This window comes from Amycolatopsis sp. NPDC059657 (assembly GCF_042734395.1).
Taxonomy (GTDB): Bacteria; Actinomycetota; Actinomycetes; order Mycobacteriales; family Pseudonocardiaceae; genus Amycolatopsis.
Genome location: NZ_JBHWEB010000055.1, coordinates 1 through 15,430, shown reverse-complemented (window position 1 = coordinate 15,430; position 15,430 = coordinate 1). Strand labels below are relative to the sequence as shown.

At 68.5% G+C, this 15,430-nt stretch carries 15 protein-coding genes; 8 read left to right on the top strand and 7 right to left on the bottom strand.

The window, feature by feature from the left end:
* Window positions 1-13: 13 nt before the first annotated feature.
* From ACFV15_RS27140 to ACFV15_RS27110, 7 genes are all read right to left on the bottom strand, one after another.
* On the bottom strand, window positions 14-217 hold the full coding sequence (locus ACFV15_RS27140) for a hypothetical protein (protein WP_378353429.1): 204 nt from the start codon (window positions 215-217) through the stop codon (window positions 14-16).
* Between the two features lie 79 nt (window positions 218-296).
* Window positions 297-734, bottom strand: a complete 438-nt coding sequence (locus ACFV15_RS27135) for a S26 family signal peptidase (protein ID WP_378353428.1) — start codon at window positions 732-734, stop codon at window positions 297-299.
* Between the two features lie 182 nt (window positions 735-916).
* Window positions 917-2,002: a metallophosphoesterase gene (locus ACFV15_RS27130; RefSeq protein WP_378353427.1), complete on the bottom strand. Its 1,086-nt coding sequence runs from the start codon at window positions 2,000-2,002 to the stop codon at window positions 917-919.
* Window positions 1,999-2,838: a spermidine synthase gene (locus ACFV15_RS27125; protein WP_378353426.1), complete on the bottom strand. Its 840-nt coding sequence runs from the start codon at window positions 2,836-2,838 to the stop codon at window positions 1,999-2,001. The genes ACFV15_RS27130 and ACFV15_RS27125 overlap by 4 nt, the downstream gene beginning before the upstream one ends.
* Complete coding sequence (speD, locus tag ACFV15_RS27120) at window positions 2,838-3,197, bottom strand: adenosylmethionine decarboxylase (protein WP_378353425.1); 360 nt, start codon at window positions 3,195-3,197, stop codon at window positions 2,838-2,840. Before speD ends, ACFV15_RS27125 begins: the two co-directional genes overlap by 1 nt.
* Window positions 3,190-4,269 (bottom strand): type III PLP-dependent enzyme, encoded by a 1,080-nt coding sequence (locus tag ACFV15_RS27115; RefSeq protein WP_378353424.1) that lies wholly within the window; start codon window positions 4,267-4,269, stop codon window positions 3,190-3,192. The genes speD and ACFV15_RS27115 overlap by 8 nt, the downstream gene beginning before the upstream one ends.
* 10 nt (window positions 4,270-4,279) lie before the next feature.
* On the bottom strand, window positions 4,280-5,284 hold the full coding sequence (locus ACFV15_RS27110) for a LacI family DNA-binding transcriptional regulator (RefSeq protein WP_378353423.1): 1,005 nt from the start codon (window positions 5,282-5,284) through the stop codon (window positions 4,280-4,282).
* A gap of 165 nt (window positions 5,285-5,449) precedes the next feature.
* Here ACFV15_RS27110 and ACFV15_RS27105 point away from each other — a divergent pair, with 165 nt between their 5' ends.
* The 8 genes from ACFV15_RS27105 (at window position 5,450) to ACFV15_RS27070 (ending at window position 15,390) form a co-directional block, all read left to right on the top strand.
* Window positions 5,450-6,514 carry an ABC transporter substrate-binding protein gene (locus tag ACFV15_RS27105; RefSeq protein ID WP_378353422.1) on the top strand — a complete coding sequence of 355 codons (1,065 nt, stop codon included), beginning with the start codon at window positions 5,450-5,452 and terminating at the stop codon, window positions 6,512-6,514.
* Window positions 6,462-8,024 (top strand): sugar ABC transporter ATP-binding protein, encoded by a 1,563-nt coding sequence (locus tag ACFV15_RS27100; RefSeq protein ID WP_378353421.1) that lies wholly within the window; start codon window positions 6,462-6,464, stop codon window positions 8,022-8,024. Before ACFV15_RS27105 ends, ACFV15_RS27100 begins: the two co-directional genes overlap by 53 nt.
* Window positions 8,021-8,947 (top strand): ABC transporter permease, encoded by a 927-nt coding sequence (locus tag ACFV15_RS27095; protein ID WP_378353420.1) that lies wholly within the window; start codon window positions 8,021-8,023, stop codon window positions 8,945-8,947. The genes ACFV15_RS27100 and ACFV15_RS27095 overlap by 4 nt, the downstream gene beginning before the upstream one ends.
* Window positions 8,944-9,912, top strand: a complete 969-nt coding sequence (locus ACFV15_RS27090) for an ABC transporter permease (protein ID WP_378353419.1) — start codon at window positions 8,944-8,946, stop codon at window positions 9,910-9,912. Before ACFV15_RS27095 ends, ACFV15_RS27090 begins: the two co-directional genes overlap by 4 nt.
* Before the next feature lie 12 nt (window positions 9,913-9,924).
* Window positions 9,925-12,345 carry a LamG-like jellyroll fold domain-containing protein gene (locus tag ACFV15_RS27085; protein ID WP_378353418.1) on the top strand — a complete coding sequence of 807 codons (2,421 nt, stop codon included), beginning with the start codon at window positions 9,925-9,927 and terminating at the stop codon, window positions 12,343-12,345.
* A gap of 347 nt (window positions 12,346-12,692) precedes the next feature.
* Window positions 12,693-13,040, top strand: a complete 348-nt coding sequence (locus ACFV15_RS27080) for a hypothetical protein (RefSeq protein ID WP_378353417.1) — start codon at window positions 12,693-12,695, stop codon at window positions 13,038-13,040.
* An 80-nt stretch (window positions 13,041-13,120) separates the two neighbouring features.
* Window positions 13,121-14,161 carry a PLP-dependent cysteine synthase family protein gene (locus ACFV15_RS27075; protein ID WP_378353416.1) on the top strand — a complete coding sequence of 347 codons (1,041 nt, stop codon included), beginning with the start codon at window positions 13,121-13,123 and terminating at the stop codon, window positions 14,159-14,161.
* Window positions 14,158-15,390, top strand: a complete 1,233-nt coding sequence (locus ACFV15_RS27070) for an MFS transporter (RefSeq protein WP_378353415.1) — start codon at window positions 14,158-14,160, stop codon at window positions 15,388-15,390. The genes ACFV15_RS27075 and ACFV15_RS27070 overlap by 4 nt, the downstream gene beginning before the upstream one ends.
* Window positions 15,391-15,430: the final 40 nt, after the last annotated feature.

Below are 15,430 nucleotides of genomic sequence, written 5' to 3'. Positions count from 1 at the left end.
CGCCCGAACGGATTCAGCAGCCGATGCCGCGGACCTCGCACTGCCCACAGGAGCTGTGGCCACCGACGACGTGGCAGTAGCGTTCGTACCGGTACTTGGTACCGTCCACAGTGCCGCAGAAGCAGCGGCTCCAGAAGCTGGTGTCGGCCTTCGCAGTCGTCTTCGGCACGAGGCGCTCGAGCACGCGGTCACCGATACGGCCCAGTACAGAGTTCATCGGGTTTTCTCCATTCCCATCACCGAAATGTGATGTCCCGACACTAGGAATGGGCTGTACACGATTCGTACAAAGCGCCTTATCGCCCGTTTATACGGCGGCTGACCACGCCGAGCACCTGATCGGCCGGGTAGAACCCCCGCTGACGCGAGTCGACGCTGTCCGGGTTGTCCCCGAGCACGACGAGCGTCCCGGCGGGCACGGCCGTGTGCCCGTCCGACCCCGCGATACCGGGCGGCACCGGGTCACCCGCCAGCGCCACGGCCCGCTTGAGATTCCAGTACCGGCCATCCGCACCGGGCCCCGACGGCAGATGCGAAGCGCCGGGATCGAGCGGCGGCTCGAGCACCACCACGTCACCACGCCGCACGGTCCTGCCCCGCCGCACGACCACCCGGTCCCCGTCGGCGAACGTGGGCTGCATGCTCGACCCGTCCACGGTCACCACCAGCAGGCTGCGGCGCAACCACACCGCCGCGACACCCAGCGCGACCGCGACCCCGGCCAAGATCTTCACGAACCCCATCCTAGGGGTCGTCCGGCACTGTGCACAGAACGCGGACACGCGTGCAGGGAACGCGGACACGCCGACGGATCTTCGCGATCCCGGGCGTGTCCGCGCTCTGTGCACGCGTGTCCGCCCGCTGTGTACGTGTGTCCGCGTTCTGTGCGCGGTGCCTACTAGCCGCCCGGGAACGCCTACGACCCCTTCAGCGTCAGGAGGGTGATCTCGCTGGGTGCGAAGACTCGGAGGGGCGGGCCCCAGAAGCCGGTGCCTCGGGTTGTGTAGAGCTGGGTGCGGTCGCCGTGCTTGGTCAGGCCGTGCACGGACGGCTGGTCGATGCGGACCAGGTAATGGAACGGCCAGATCTGGCCGCCGTGGGTATGCCCGGAGACCTGCAGGTCGACGCCGGCCGACACCGCGTCCGTGATCTGCTTCGGCTGGTGCGCGACGAGAAGCACCGGCAACGACTCATCCGCGCCGGAAAGAGCGCGCGGGAGGTCAGCGCCGTGCCCGGGGAGGCGGGACGCGGCGGCCGTGCGGTCGTCGACGCCGGCGAGGACAAGCTTCGCGCCGTCGCGTTCGACGACCAGGTGGCGGTTGTGGAGTGGTTCCCAGCCCAGGGTTTCCATGTGATCGAGCCAAGCCTGGGCCTCACCGAAGTACTCGTGGTTGCCTGTCGCGTACACCTTGGCGAGGCGGGCGCGGACGTCGGCCAGCGGCGCCGCCTGGGGTGTGCGGCGGGCGACCGAGCCGTCCGCGATGTCGCCGGCGTGGATCGCGATGTCCGGGTCCAGGTCGTTGACCACCGCGACCACCTTCGCCATCCAGCGGGCGCGGTTCAGCGGGCCGAGGTGGGTGTCCGAGATGAGGGCCACCTTGACGCCGTCGAGGCCGGCGCCGAGGCGCGGGATGATCACGTCGACGCGCTTGATCCGCGGGACGCGCATCGCCTCGAAGGTGCCCCAGAGCACCAGGACCACCGAGATCACCAATACGACCAAGGCCACCGTGGAGCTGTCGAAAAAGACGTGCAGCAGCTGGCCGAGCGCGCTCCAGGCGAAGAACACCCAGATCACGCCCAGCATGGTGTCGCCGATACGGGCCGCCCGGTCGAGCGCGCGGCGGCTGTGGCCCAGGTACATCATCAGCGGGAACAGCAGCAGTGCGGCCATGAACACGATCGTGCCCGGCAGCACCAGCACACCAGGGGCGAGCACGAGCGTCCACCACGGGAGGCCGAACAGCAAAGCCAAGACGACGAGCAGGACGGGAAGCCTCACGGGCGCACCATTCGAAGAGAATACGGCGGAACCGTTCCACCGCGCAGAGCCAGAGTGTCTATTGTGGAGGGACGATACGGCAGCGCGGCCAGCCGGTCCGCGACCGGCACCTCGACCCGGTCGCGGCGGCCGGAGAGGAACGCCCATTCGTGCTCGTCGGAGCCGTAGTACAGGACCGTGCCGAAGACCTCACCAAAACGACGCCAGGACGCGAGCAGCGTCTCGTTGCGCCACAGGGTCGGACACCCCGCCTGACAGCTCAGCACGCCGCCTTCGGTGAGATGCGAGGCGCACTCGAGCAGGAACTCCGTGCCGTACAAGCGATTGTGCTGCGCCTCGGGGTCCGTGTTCTCGTCGGGGAGGTCGATGACGATCAGGTCGTACAGCCCGCTGTCCGCCAGGAACTTGAAGCCGTCCTCGTAGTGGACGTGGATCGGGCCTTCGCCACGGACCGCGCGCTCAAGTGCTGAAGTCGTGTAGCCGTAAGGCAAATGAGCAGCGCAGGCTTGGACGGCCTCGGTGTCGATGTCGACATGGTCCACATGCGACGCACCTGCGGCGACGGCCATTTCGCAGACCACGCCCTCGCTCGAACCGATGATGAGCACTCGATCGAGCTGGGCGGCGAGCAGCATCGACGGGACCATCAACGCCTCGTGGTAGACGAGCTGGCTGGCTTCCGTGCTTTGGCGTTCGTTGTCGCAGAACAAGGTCACGCCTTGGGAAGTCTGTCCGATGAGGACGTCCTGGAACGGCGTCCGAGCCTCGAAGAGGACCTCGTCCACCTCCCAGATCCTGGTCAGGCCGGTGCCCATGGGCTCGGCGATCCGGCGCATCAGTGTTCTCCTCGCAGTACGGTGGACAGTTCGACCGAAGTCGCGTTGAGCGCCTTCGCCAGCAGGCGGACCGCGTGTTCGGGGTCGGCGCGGTCGCCGCAGGTGAAGACGTCGACGAAGACCGCGCCGATCTCCGGGTACGTGTGGACCGAGGCGTGCGACTCGGCCAGCAGCGCGAGCACGGTCACGCCCTGCGGCGCGAACCGGTGGGCCATCACCTCGCGCACCGAAGCGCCCGCCTCCGTCACCGACGCCTCCAGCACCGAGCGCAGGAAGTCCGAATCGTCCAGCAGAACCGGTGACACGCCATGGAGTTCGGCGAGCACGTGGCGTCCGGCGAAGCGGCCGACGTCATCCATGGGCGAACCTCCCGACGCACCGAACGGAAAGCGGCTCGATGCCGTTGAACGCGACCGACGCGTAGCTCGCCGTGTAGGCACCCGCGCCCGGGATCTCCACGAGATCGCCCGCGCGCAGGGAAAGCGGCAGCTCATAGGGGGTCCGCTGATACAGCACGTCGTCGCCGTCGCAGGTCGGGCCAGCGAGGATCACCGGGCCGGACGGACCGTCGCGGTCGGTCAGCAGGCGGTAGGCGATGGCCTCGTTCTCGGTCTCAGCGAGCCCGTTGTAGCGGCCGATGTCCAGGTAGACCCACCGCGTCGAGCCGGGTTTGACGAGGACGACCTCGGTCCGGATCACGCCGGCCTCCGCGACCAGCACCCGGCCTGGCTCCAGCAGCAACGAGGGATGGCCGTCCGGGAAATACGCCGCCAGCGCCGCATGAATCGCCGAGGCGTACTCGGCCAGCGAAGGCGCGGACTCCCGATAGGACACCGGGAAGCCACCGCCGAGATTGAGCCGCTCCAGCAGGATGCCCTCGGCGGCGAGCTTGGCCGCGGTGGCGATCCCGATCTCCCACGCACTCGGGTCCAGCTGCTGTGAGCCGACGTGGAAAGCCAGGCCGACGCGAAGTCCTGACGCGACAGCCCGCCGCAGCAAGTCCAAAGCGACCGGCGGCTCGACCCCGAACTTGCGGCCGAACGGGGTCACGGAGTCCGGCGCGTCCAGCAGCAGGCGGACCGACACGAGCGACCCCGGCGCGCACTCGGCCAGGTTCTCGATGTCGCTCAGCGCGTCCGAAGTGAACTCACGAACCCCGCGCGCGTAGGCGAAAGCGATGTCGTCGCGCTTCTTGATCGTGTTCCCGTAGGCCAGCGAAGCCGGGTCGGCGCCTCGCGCAAGGCACAGCTCGATCTCCGCGCGCCCCGCGACGTCGAACCCGGCGCCCACGGACAGCACCGCGTCGAGCACAGCGGGTTCCGGATTCGCCTTGACCGCGTACCGGACGTGCGCACCGGGAAACAACGCGACGAACTCGCGGGCGCGGGCTTCGACGGCGTCGGTGTCGACGACCAGGTACGGGTGGTTCACGCTCGCGATGCTAGACGAGCCCGGTCGTGCTCTCCCTGACCTGGAGCGCGAACGGCGTCTGCACCTCGGTCGGCTCGAACGCGGCCGACTCCGAGCGCCGGTGGACGAGGTCGACGGCGGCGCGCGCTATGGCCGCCTTGTCCGGTGCGATCGTGGTGAGCGACGGGAGTGAATACGCGCTCTCCTCGGTGTTGTCGAAGCCCGCGATCGCGATGTCGTCGGGCACGCGGAAGCCGCGTTCGGCCGCCGTGCGCAGTGCGCCGATGGCGAGCATGTCGTTGAAGCAGAAGACCGCGTCGGGTGGTTCGGGCAGGCTGAGCAGGTGCGCCATGGCGGTCGCACCGTCCGCGCGGTGATAGTTCAACGCCGGCGAGACGTATTCAGGCAGCGATGGCAGCCCGGCGGCGGCCAGTGCCTCGCGGTACCCGGTCAGCCGCAGCGCGGCCGTGCCACGGTGCGGGTTCGCGCCGATGGCGGCGATGCGGCGGCGGCCCATCCCGGCCAGGTGCGTGACGGCGGTGCGGGCGGCGAGGACGTTGTCGATGGCCACCCGGTCGATCGGCACGTCGAGCGCGTGCTCACCGAGCATGACCAACGGGACTTTCGGCGCCAATTCGGTGAAATCCTCGACCTCGAGTGCCTCCGGGCCGATGATCGCGCCGTCGATCATGTGCGGGCCGAGTGACGCCAGCGTGGCGCGCTCGCGCTCACGGGTGCCCTGGGTCTGCTCGATGAGCACGCTCCAGTCGCGGTCGTGCGCGGCGGTGATGACCAGGCCGGCGAGCTCGCCGAAGTACGGGATGCTCAGCTCGGGCACCACGAGCGCGATGAACCCGGTGCGGCCGCGGCGCAGGTTCCGCGCACCCATGTTGGGCCGGTAGCCGGTCGCGGCCAGCGCTTCTTCGACACGGCGCCGGTTCTCCGGCTTGACGAAGTCGTAGCCGTTGACGACGTTCGAAACCGTCTTCACCGACACCCCCGCCAGCGTGGCGACGTCCTTGAGCGTCGGTGCCATGGCCCTCCCTTTCCAGTCTCGCTCGCAGAATCCTAGCTACACGCTTTGCCGCTTTACAACGTTGTGCCAACGATGTAAAAACTGGAGGAAGCCATCCGGAGTGACGCGGGTCACCGTCGCCCCGCACGTCCGCCGACGTCTCCCTGGCATGAAGGAGCAGCACCCATGCATGTCCCCGCCCAGCGCGCCGTCGTCGCGGTCGCCGCGCTCGCACTGCTCACCGCCTGCGCCAAGACCGAGTCGCAGAACACCGCGCCGTCGGGGCCTGGCCCGGCCGCCTCGGCCGCGCCGCGGCAGTCGGGCGGCCCTGACTGCACGCTCGCCCAGACCGGCTACCCCAAGCTCGACCTCAAGACCGCGAAGATCGGCTTCTCCCAGTCGGAGAAGGAGGCGAACCCGTTCCGCATCGCCGAGACGAAGTCGATCAAGGACGAGGCCGCCAAGCTCGGCATCCCGTCGGCGAACCTGCTGGTCACGAACGCGCAGAGCGACCTCAACAAGCAGATCGCCGACATCAAGTCGATGCTCGACCAGGGCGCGCAGGCACTGATCGTGGCGCCGCTGAACTCCGACGGCCTGCAGCCCGCGCTCGACGCGGCCAAGGCGAAGAAGGTCCCGGTCGTCACCGTCGACCGCAAGGTGACGCAGCAGCCGTGCACGGATTACCTGACCTTCATCGGCTCGGACTTCGTCGCGCAGGGCAAGCGTGCCGCCGACGAGATGATCAGGGTGACCGGCGGGACCGGCAAGGTCGCGATCCTGCTCGGCTCGTCGGGCAACAACGTGACCACCGACCGCACCAAGGGCTTCACCGACCAGCTCGCGAGCGCCAAGGGACTGGCCATCGTGGCGCAGCAGACCGGTGAGTTCGACCGGTCGAAGGGCCAGGCGGTGATGGAGCAGCTCATCCAGAGCCACCCCGACATCACCGCGGTCTACGCCGAGAACGACGAGATGGGCATCGGCGCGGTCAACGCGCTCAAGGCCGCGGGCAAGAACCCCGGCAAGGACGTCAAGATCGTGTCCATCGACGGCACCCGCAACGCGGTGCAGCTGATCGTCGACGGCTCGTACAACGCGGTCATCGAGTCGAACCCGCGTTTCGGCAATCTCGCCTTCTCGACGCTGCAAAAGTTCGCGGAAGGCAACCCGATCGGGCCCGCGATCGTGATCTCTGATGACCAGTACGACGAGACCAACGCGTCGCAGAAGGTCGCGAACGCTTACTGAAAGGTCGTCTGACGTGCTGGAAGCCGTCGAAGTCTCGAAGGAGTTCCTCGGCGTCAAGGCACTCGACCGGGTCTCGTTCACGCTGAGACCCGGCGAGGTGCACGCGCTCGTCGGCGAGAACGGCGCCGGGAAGTCCACGTTGATCAAGGTGCTGACCGGCGTCTACCAGCCGGACGGCGGGGTGCTGCGGCACAACGGCGCGCCGGTGACCTTCGCCAAGCCGATCCAGGCGCAGCAGGCCGGGATCTCCACGATCTACCAAGAGGTCAACCTCATCCCGCTGATGAGCATCGCGGCCAATGTGTTCCTCGGCCGCGAGCCGCGTCACCGGAGCCTGATCGACTGGCGCAAGCTCAACGCCGACGCGGCGGAACTCCTTGCGGGGTATGGCATCACGACCGATGTGCGCAAGCCGCTCGCCAGCCTGGGTGTCGGCGCGCAGCAGATGGTGGCGCTCGCCCGCGCGGTCTCGCTGGACGCGCGGGTGGTCATCATGGACGAGCCGACGTCCTCTTTGGAGCCTCGGGAGGTGGAGACGCTGTTCACCGTCATCGAGCGGCTCCACTCCGGCGGCATCGCGATCCTCTATGTGAGCCACCGCATGGACGAGCTCTACCGCATTTGTGACCAGGTCACGGTTCTGCGCGATGGCAAGCTGGTCCACAGTGGACCGCTGGCCGGCCTGCCCAGGATCGAGCTGGTGTCGATGATGCTCGGCCGGGCGGTCAGCGACATCCGCGAGCACGGCACGACGAGTTTCGGCGAGGATCATCACGCCGGGAAGGAACCGTTGCTGCGGGCGGAGAAGCTGACCAGCGGCACCCGGATCAACGACGTCTCGGTGACCATCCGGCCCGGCGAGGTCGTCGGGCTCGCCGGGTTGCTCGGCTCCGGGCGCAGCGAGACCGCCCGCGCGATCATCGGCGCGCTGCCGCTCGACGGCGGCACCGTGCTGCTCGGCGGGAGACCGGTCAGGCGCACGGTCGCCAAGGCCATGCGCGCCGGGATCAGCCTGCTCGCCGAGGACCGCAAGGCCGACGGGATCATCCCGAACCTGTCGGTCCGCGAGAACATCGTGCTCGCCGCGCTCCCCCGGCTGTCCCGGTTCGGTCTGGTCAGCCGGTCCAAACAGGACAGGATCGTGGACACGTTCATGAAACGCCTGCGTATCAAGGCGTCCAGTCCCGACCAGAAGGTGGCCGAGCTGTCCGGCGGCAATCAGCAGAAGGTGTTGCTGGCCAGGTGGCTCTGCACCCAGCCGAAGGTGTTGCTGCTCGACGAACCGAGCCGCGGCATCGACGTCGGCGCCAAGGCCGAGGTGCAGGCGCTGATCGACGAACTCGCCAAGGAGGGGCTCGCCGTGCTGCTGATCTCGTCCGAAATGGAGGAGCTCATCGACGGCGCCGACCGGATCGTGGTGCTGCGCGACGGGACCGTCGCGAGTGAGCTGAGCGGCGAGGACGTCACCGAGAAGAACGTGCTGGCCGCCATCGCCGGAGCAGGCGCATGACGAGAACCCGCTGGTTGCAGGAGTACGGCGTGTACCTGGCGGTCGCCGGGCTGTTCGCGTTCAACCTGCTGTTCACCGAGAACTTCTTGTCCGCCGCCAACTTCCGCACGCAACTGCTGCAAGCGGCGCCGGTGTGCGTCGTCGCGCTGGGGATGGCGCTGGTCATCGGCACCGAAGGCGTCGACCTGTCCGTCGGCGCGGTGATGGCGTTGTCCGCCGCGCTCATCCCGCTCTACCTCGGGTACGGGCCGCTGCCGGCCGTACTGGTCGCGCTCGTGGTCGGGCTGGCCGCGGGGTTGTTCAACGGCTTTCTGGTGGCTCAGCTGGGAATTCAGCCGATCGTCGCCACACTGGGACTCTTGGTCGGCGGGCGCGGGCTCGCGCTCGTGATCGCGGAGGGCAAGCTCGTCGAGGTCCGCTCGCCCGAGTTTCTCTCGCTGGGCAACGGCGACGTACTCGGCATCCCGGTGAGTGTGCTGGTCGCGGCGGTGCTGGCCGCCGGTGTCGGGTTGCTGGTGCAGCGCACGACGTTCGGCCGCCAGCTGGTGGCGATCGGCGGGAACCGGTCCGCGAGCGCGCTGGCCGGATTGCCGGTGCGGCGCGTACTCATCGGCGTCTACGCGATCTGCGGCGTGCTCGCCGGGGTCGCGGGTGTGCTGGCGACCGCGCGGCTGGGTGCCAGCGACCCGGCGGATATCGGGCTGCTGATGGAACTTTCGGCCATCACCGCGGTGGTCGTCGGCGGCACGCCGCTGACCGGAGGCCGGGTCCGGGTGCTCGGCACGGTGATGGGCGTGGTGCTGATGCAGCTCGTCCGGGCCACGCTGATCAAGCACGACCTGCCGGACTCGGCCACGCAGATGGTGCAGGCGGCGATCATCATCGCGGCCGTCTACGTCGCACGAGAGCGGAGCACGCGATGACCGCCGTCCAGGCCAACCGGGAACGGTGGGCGAGCCTGCTGCAACGGCAGGGCGCGGCGGTCGTGCTCGTCGTGGTCATCATCGTCGCGTGGATCGTGTTCCCGCGCTTCGGCTCGCTCGGCAACCTGCGCGACTTGGCGCTGCAGAGCTCGTTCCTGCTGGTCATCGCGCTCGGGATGACGTTCGTGATCATCACCGGCGGTATCGACTTGTCGGTCGGCTCGGTGTACGCGCTGGGCGGTGTGCTCGCGGCGTATGGGTCGCAATGGGGTTTCTTCGGCTCACTCCTGTTACCACTCGCCGTGTGTGGCCTCATTGGACTGATCAACGGAATCCTGGTGGCACGCACCGGAATGGCGCCGTTCATCGTCACGCTGGCCTCGCTCCTGTTCGCCCGCGGACTGCTGCTGGCGATCACGAGCGAGGGCTCCACGACGTTCAAGATCCCCGGTGACGCTATATTCCTTCGCTTGGGACAAGGGACTTTCCTCGGTATCGGGTATCCGGTCTATGTCGCGGCGGCACTCTGTCTCGCCGGTGGTGTCCTTTTGCGACGGACACGGTTCGGCCAGTCGGTGTTCGCCACCGGCGGCTCAGAGTCGTCCGCGCTGCTGATGGGCCTGCCGGTGGCGCGCACCAAGATCGCGGTGTACACGATGAGCGGCCTGCTCGCCGGGTTCGCCGGTGCGCTGACCGCCGCGTATCTGCAGTCCGGTGTCACCGTGATCGGCGTCGGCACCGAACTCGACGCGATCGCCGTCGTGGTCATCGGCGGCACGCTGCTGACCGGCGGCGCAGGCACGATCATCGGCACGGTGATCGGCGTCGGCCTGCGCAACGTGATCCAGAGCGTGATCAACCAGATCGGCACGCTCGACAGCAATTTCCAGTCGGTGGTGAGCGGCGGCTTCCTGCTCGTGGTCGTCATCATCCAGCGCTGGCTCGCCAAATCCCGTAACGCATAGAGAGGTTCATAAATGTTCTCTCCGCGTCCGGTGCTCCTCGCCGTCGTCGCCGTCCTACTGTCCACTGTGGGGGTTGCCGCCGCAGACCCACCGAGCTGGAAGAAGATCGAACCGGCGCTGAAGACGCCGTGGTCGGATCTGGTCTCGCCGGCCAACGCGCTGCCTGAGTATCCGCGGCCGCAGCTCACCCGCGACAGATGGCAGAACCTCAACGGGGTCTGGCAGTTCTCGAAGGCCACCGCCGGTGAGGCGCCGCCGATCGGCAAGAACCTCGCGGAGCGGATCCTCGTGCCGTATCCGGTGGAGTCCGCGCTGTCCGGGATCATGCGGCACGAGACGAACATGTGGTACCGCCGCACGTTCACCGTGCCACGCGAGTGGCGTGACCGGGTGGTGCTGCGGTTCCAGGCGGTCGACTGGGCCACCACGGTCTGGGTCAACGGCAAGCAGGTCACCCGGCACACCGGCGGCTACGACGCGTTCTCGGTCGACGTGACCGACGCGCTGAAGTCCTCCGGCGAGCAGGAGATCGTGGTCGGCGTCTCCGACCCGAACGACGCGGGCGAGCAGCCGCTGGGCAAGCAGCGCAAACCGGGCGACGGCATCTTCTACACGCCGAGTTCCGGGATCTGGCAGACGGTCTGGCTGGAACCCGTCGCGGCAACGCACATCGAGCGGCTCGACATGACGCCCGACCTCGCGAAGGGCGCGCTCGCGCTGAACGTCCGCGCGACCGGCGGCGGCATCGTCGAGGCCGTCGCCTACGACAACGGCCGCATGGTCGGCCGGGTGAGCGGCATGGCCAACACTCCCCTCTCGCTGCCGGTGCCCAAGCCGCATCTGTGGACGCCGGACGACCCGCACCTCTACGACCTGCGGGTCAAGCTGAACGGTGACCAGGTCGGCTCGTACTTCGGGATGCGGTCGATCAGCCTCGGCAAGACCTCAGACGGCAAGACCCGGATGATGCTGAACGGCAAGTTCGTCATGCAGATGGGCCCGCTGGACCAGGGTTTCTGGCCGGACGGCATCCACACCGCGCCGACCGACGCCGCGCTGCGGTTCGACCTGGAGCAGGAGAAGGCGCTCGGCTTCAACATGGTCCGCAAGCACATCAAGGTCGAGCCGGATCGCTGGTACTACCACGCGGACAAGCTCGGGCTGATGGTCTGGCAGGACATGCCGTCGATGATGACCGGCCGCGAGGCGTCGCCGACCGGGCGCGCGAACTTCGAGTCCGAGCTGCACCGGATGATCGACCTGCACAAGAGCTTCACCTCGATCGTCACCTGGGTGCCGTTCAACGAGGGCTGGGGCGACTACGAGGTCGGCCGGATCGCCGACCAGGTCAAGGCCTGGGACCCGAGCAGGCTGGTCAACGCCGAGAGCGGCGTGAACTGCTGCGACTCCGAGCCGGACAGCGGCCGCGGCGACATGTACGACAACCACATGTACATCGGGCCGGGCGCGCCCTCGCCGTCGGCGACACGGGCCGCGGTCGACGGTGAGTACGGCGGGCTCGGCCTGCGGACGCCTGGGCACGAGTTCGACCCGGCCGGTAGCTTCGCGTACGAGATCGTGCCGAACAGCACGGTCCTGACCGACCGTTATGCCGAGTTGCAGAAGCGGCTCACGCTGATCAAGCAGCGATGCGGGGTCTCGGCGGGCGTCTACACGCAGACGACCGACGTCGAGAAGGAGATCAACGGCTTCTGGACCTACGACCGCCAGGTGTCCAAAATGGACTTCGCGAAGGTGCGGGCGGCCAACGAGGCGCTGATCAGGTCCGCCGACACGGCTCCACCGGGTGAGTTCCCGCCGGGCAAGCCGGGGATCGACGGGATCGACGCGTACGCGTTCAACGAGGGCCAGGGCACGGTGGCGCGGGACAGCATCGGCGGGCACGACGCCACGGTGACCAACGGCGGCTGGGCGGATTCGGCGCTGACGCTGACCGGCAACGGCCAGGCCGACACCGGTGCGGCACTGCTGGACACCTCGGGCAACTACAGCGTGTCGGCGTGGGTGAAGTTCACCGAACTCGGCGGCGCGTTCCAGACCGTGGTCAGCCAGGACGGGCCGCGGGACAGCGCGTTCTTCCTGCAGTACTCCGGCGCCGACCGCAAGCTGGCGTTCAGCTTCGTCGGTGAGCGCGCCCTCGCACCGGTGACTCCGGTCGCCGGGCAGTGGTATCACGTCGTCGGCGTCCGCGACGCCGCGCACGGGCAGTTGAAGCTGTACGTCGACGGCCAGCCCGCCGCGGTCCGCGACGCTTGCCTGACCGACAAGACGAGCGGCAACACCGTGATCGGCCGTGGCAAGTACGGCGGCTCGCCGGTCGACTTCCTCGACGGGTCGGTCGACGAGGTCCGGGTTTACGACCGGGCGTTGACCGACGCCGAGGTCGCGGCCGTGCATACCCGAGGCAGGTAGGACTCGTGAGCGTCGCGGGCGGTTATTGAGGGGAAGGGCAAGGTGGCGCGCTCCGGACAGGCCGACGGGGCCGTCACGTCGCGAGGCCCGGACAGGCCGCGAGTGGCAACTCTGCTGCGTCCAACGGAGCAGAGTTACCACTCGCGCATGCCCTTTCGCGTCTGAACGAGGGGTTCCCCTCGCCCACGACCTGGCCACGCGACACCAGGGGTCGTGAGTGTTCCGGCCGGTTAGAACCGGCCATACCACTCACGACCCCACGTTTGGGTTTCCGGGCAATAGAACCGCCCGCGACGCTCACGAGCACTTGACCAAGATCTGCTACGGTGGCAACCGTGGGTGAACCCATGGCTACCCGCAGCCGCTACTGGCTCGCCCTCTTCTTCCTGGGCGTCGTCGCGGTCGCGGGGTTGCATCTCTCCGCGTGCGTCGGGCATCACGACGCGCCGCATGAGCATGCCGCCGTGGTCGTGCATGTCGACCACTGCCCGGCCGAGCAGCACCAGGACACTTCCGAGCGACCGGCCGCCGATCTCGTGCGCCAGCAGGACCAGCACGGCACGGCACTCGAAAGTCCCAGCGCCACAACGGAATCCTGGGCTCCCGGCAGCGAGCACGGCGAACTCGCCGTGGTGCCGTCACTGGGCCGCACCGGCAGGCGAATACTGCTGGACCACTGCGTTTCCCGTACCTGAGCAGCGATCGCACACCTCATCCCCGGACGCGAACCCTCGCCATCCGGTGTGCCGTCCTGCCCGAAACGGGAGAACTCCGCATGAAAACAGCGAAACTGACCGTCGACCGCGCGGTCGGGAACACCCCGGTCCTGTGGATCGAAGACCCGCTCACCGGCCCGCCACACGGGTTCTGGGCCAAGCTCGAAGGCTTCAACCCCGGCGGTATGAAAGACCGGCCTGCACTGCACATGGTCGCCAAGGCCAAGGAACGCGGTGACCTGGCGGACAAGGCGCCGATCGTCGAGTCCACCAGCGGCACGCTCGGGCTCGGGCTGGCGCTGGCGGGCATCGTGCACGGGCATCCGGTCACCCTGGTCACCGATCCGGGGATGGAGCCGATCGTGCGGCGGATGCTGACCGCGCACGGAACCCGCGTGGAGCTGGTCACCGAGCCGCATCCGGCAGGCGGCTGGCAGCAGGCGCGCCGCGACCGCGTTCAGCGCCTGCTCGGGGAACAGGCCGGGGCTTGGTGCCCTGACCAGTACAACAACCCGGACAACGTCGACGCCTACGCCGGGCTCGCCGACGAGCTGGCCGAGCAGCTCGGCCGGATCGACGTGCTCGTCTGCTCTGTCGGCACCGGCGGCCACTCGGCCGGTGTTTTCCGTGTGCTGCGACGCTCTTTCCCGCACCTCAGGCTGATCGGCGTCGACACGATCGGCTCGACGATCTTCGGCCAGCCCGCGACGACCCGGCTCATGCGCGGGCTCGGGTCCAGCATCCACCCGCGCAACGTCGACTACGCCGCGTTCGACGAGGTGCACTGGGTCGCGCCGCACGAGGCCGTGTGGACCTGCCGCCGCCTGGCCGCCGCGCATCACGCGACCGGCGGCTGGAGTGTCGGCGCGGTGGCGCTGGTCGCGGGCTGGGTCGCGCGCACGGAAGAGGCCGGCGTTCGGGTCGCGGCAGTGTTCCCGGATGGTCCGCAGCGCTACTTCGACACCGTCTACAACGACGAATACTGTGCCGCGCATGGGCTTCTGGGCAGGCGGCCGACGGCTCCGGCGCGCATCGACGACCCGGCCGAGCAGGTCGTGACGAGCTGGACCCGCTGCCGGAAGGTGGTCGATCCGGCGTGAGCCTTCTCGTGCGGTACCGGTCGTTCGACCGGCCGAGCAGGTTGCTCATGCTCAACCAGTTCACCATCAACGTCGGCTTCTACATGCTGATGCCGTACCTCGCGACCTACCTGGCCGGTCCGCTCGGACTGGCGGGCTGGGCGGTCGGACTGGTGCTCGGCGTGCGGAACTTCTCCCAGCAGGGCATGTTCCTCGCAGGCGGCTCGCTCGCGGACCGCTTCGGCTACAAGCCGCTGATCGTGGCCGGGTGTGTCCTGCGCACGGCCGGGTTCGCGCTGCTGGCGGTCGTCGACTCGCTGCCGAGCCTGATCGCGGCCTCGGCGGCGACCGGGTTCGCGGGCGCGTTGTTCAACCCGGCCGTGCGTGCCTACCTCGCGGCGGACTCCGGCGAGCGGCGGCTCGAAGCGTTCGCCGTGTTCAACGTGTTCTACCAGGGCGGGATCCTGGCCGGGCCGGTCGTCGGGCTGGCGTTGACGGCCGTCGACTTCAAGCTCACCTGCCTGGTCGCGGCGGCGGTCTTCGGGGTGCTCACAGCGGTCCAGATCAAGGCGCTGCCGACGCAGCGGGAACGTCCGGAAGGCAGGCACCCGGCCGGAATCCGGGCGGTGACCCGTAACCGGTCGTTCCTGTTGTTCGCGCTGGTGATGATCGGGTCGTATGTGCTGTCGTTCCAGACGTATCTCGCGCTGCCGATCGAGGCACGCCGGATCGCCGGTACGGGCGTGGCGGGCACCGCGCTGATCGCGGCGCTGTTCGTGGTCTCCGGCGGGCTGGCGATCGCAGGGCAGCTGAAGATCACCGCCTGGTTCCAGCGGAAGTGGCCGCCTGGCACCTGCCTGGCGGCCGGGATCTGGCTGATGGCGCTGGCTTTCGTCGCTCCGGGCGCGGCAGCGCGAACCGGTCCGGTAGTGGCGGGGGTGGCGCTGGTGTTGTCGGCCGCGTTGCTGGCTTTGGGCACGGTCGCCGTCTTCCCCTTCGAGATGGACACCATCGTCCGGTTCGCGGACGGGCGGCTGGTCGCGACCTACTACGGCTTCTACAACACCGTGGTCGGCGTCGGCATCCTGCTCGGAAACCTGTTCACCGGCACGGTCTTCGACCTCGCCCGGTCCGCTGGCCTGCCTGAGCTGCCCTGGGCAGGCCTGGTCGCGCTCGGCTGCGCCTGCGCGCTCGGCCTGCGGCGGCTGGAACGGAAGGGGCACCTCGAACCGATGCCCGCCTTGACGTAAGGGTCGTGGGTGGGTTTTAGGTGTAGATAAGGGACAAACA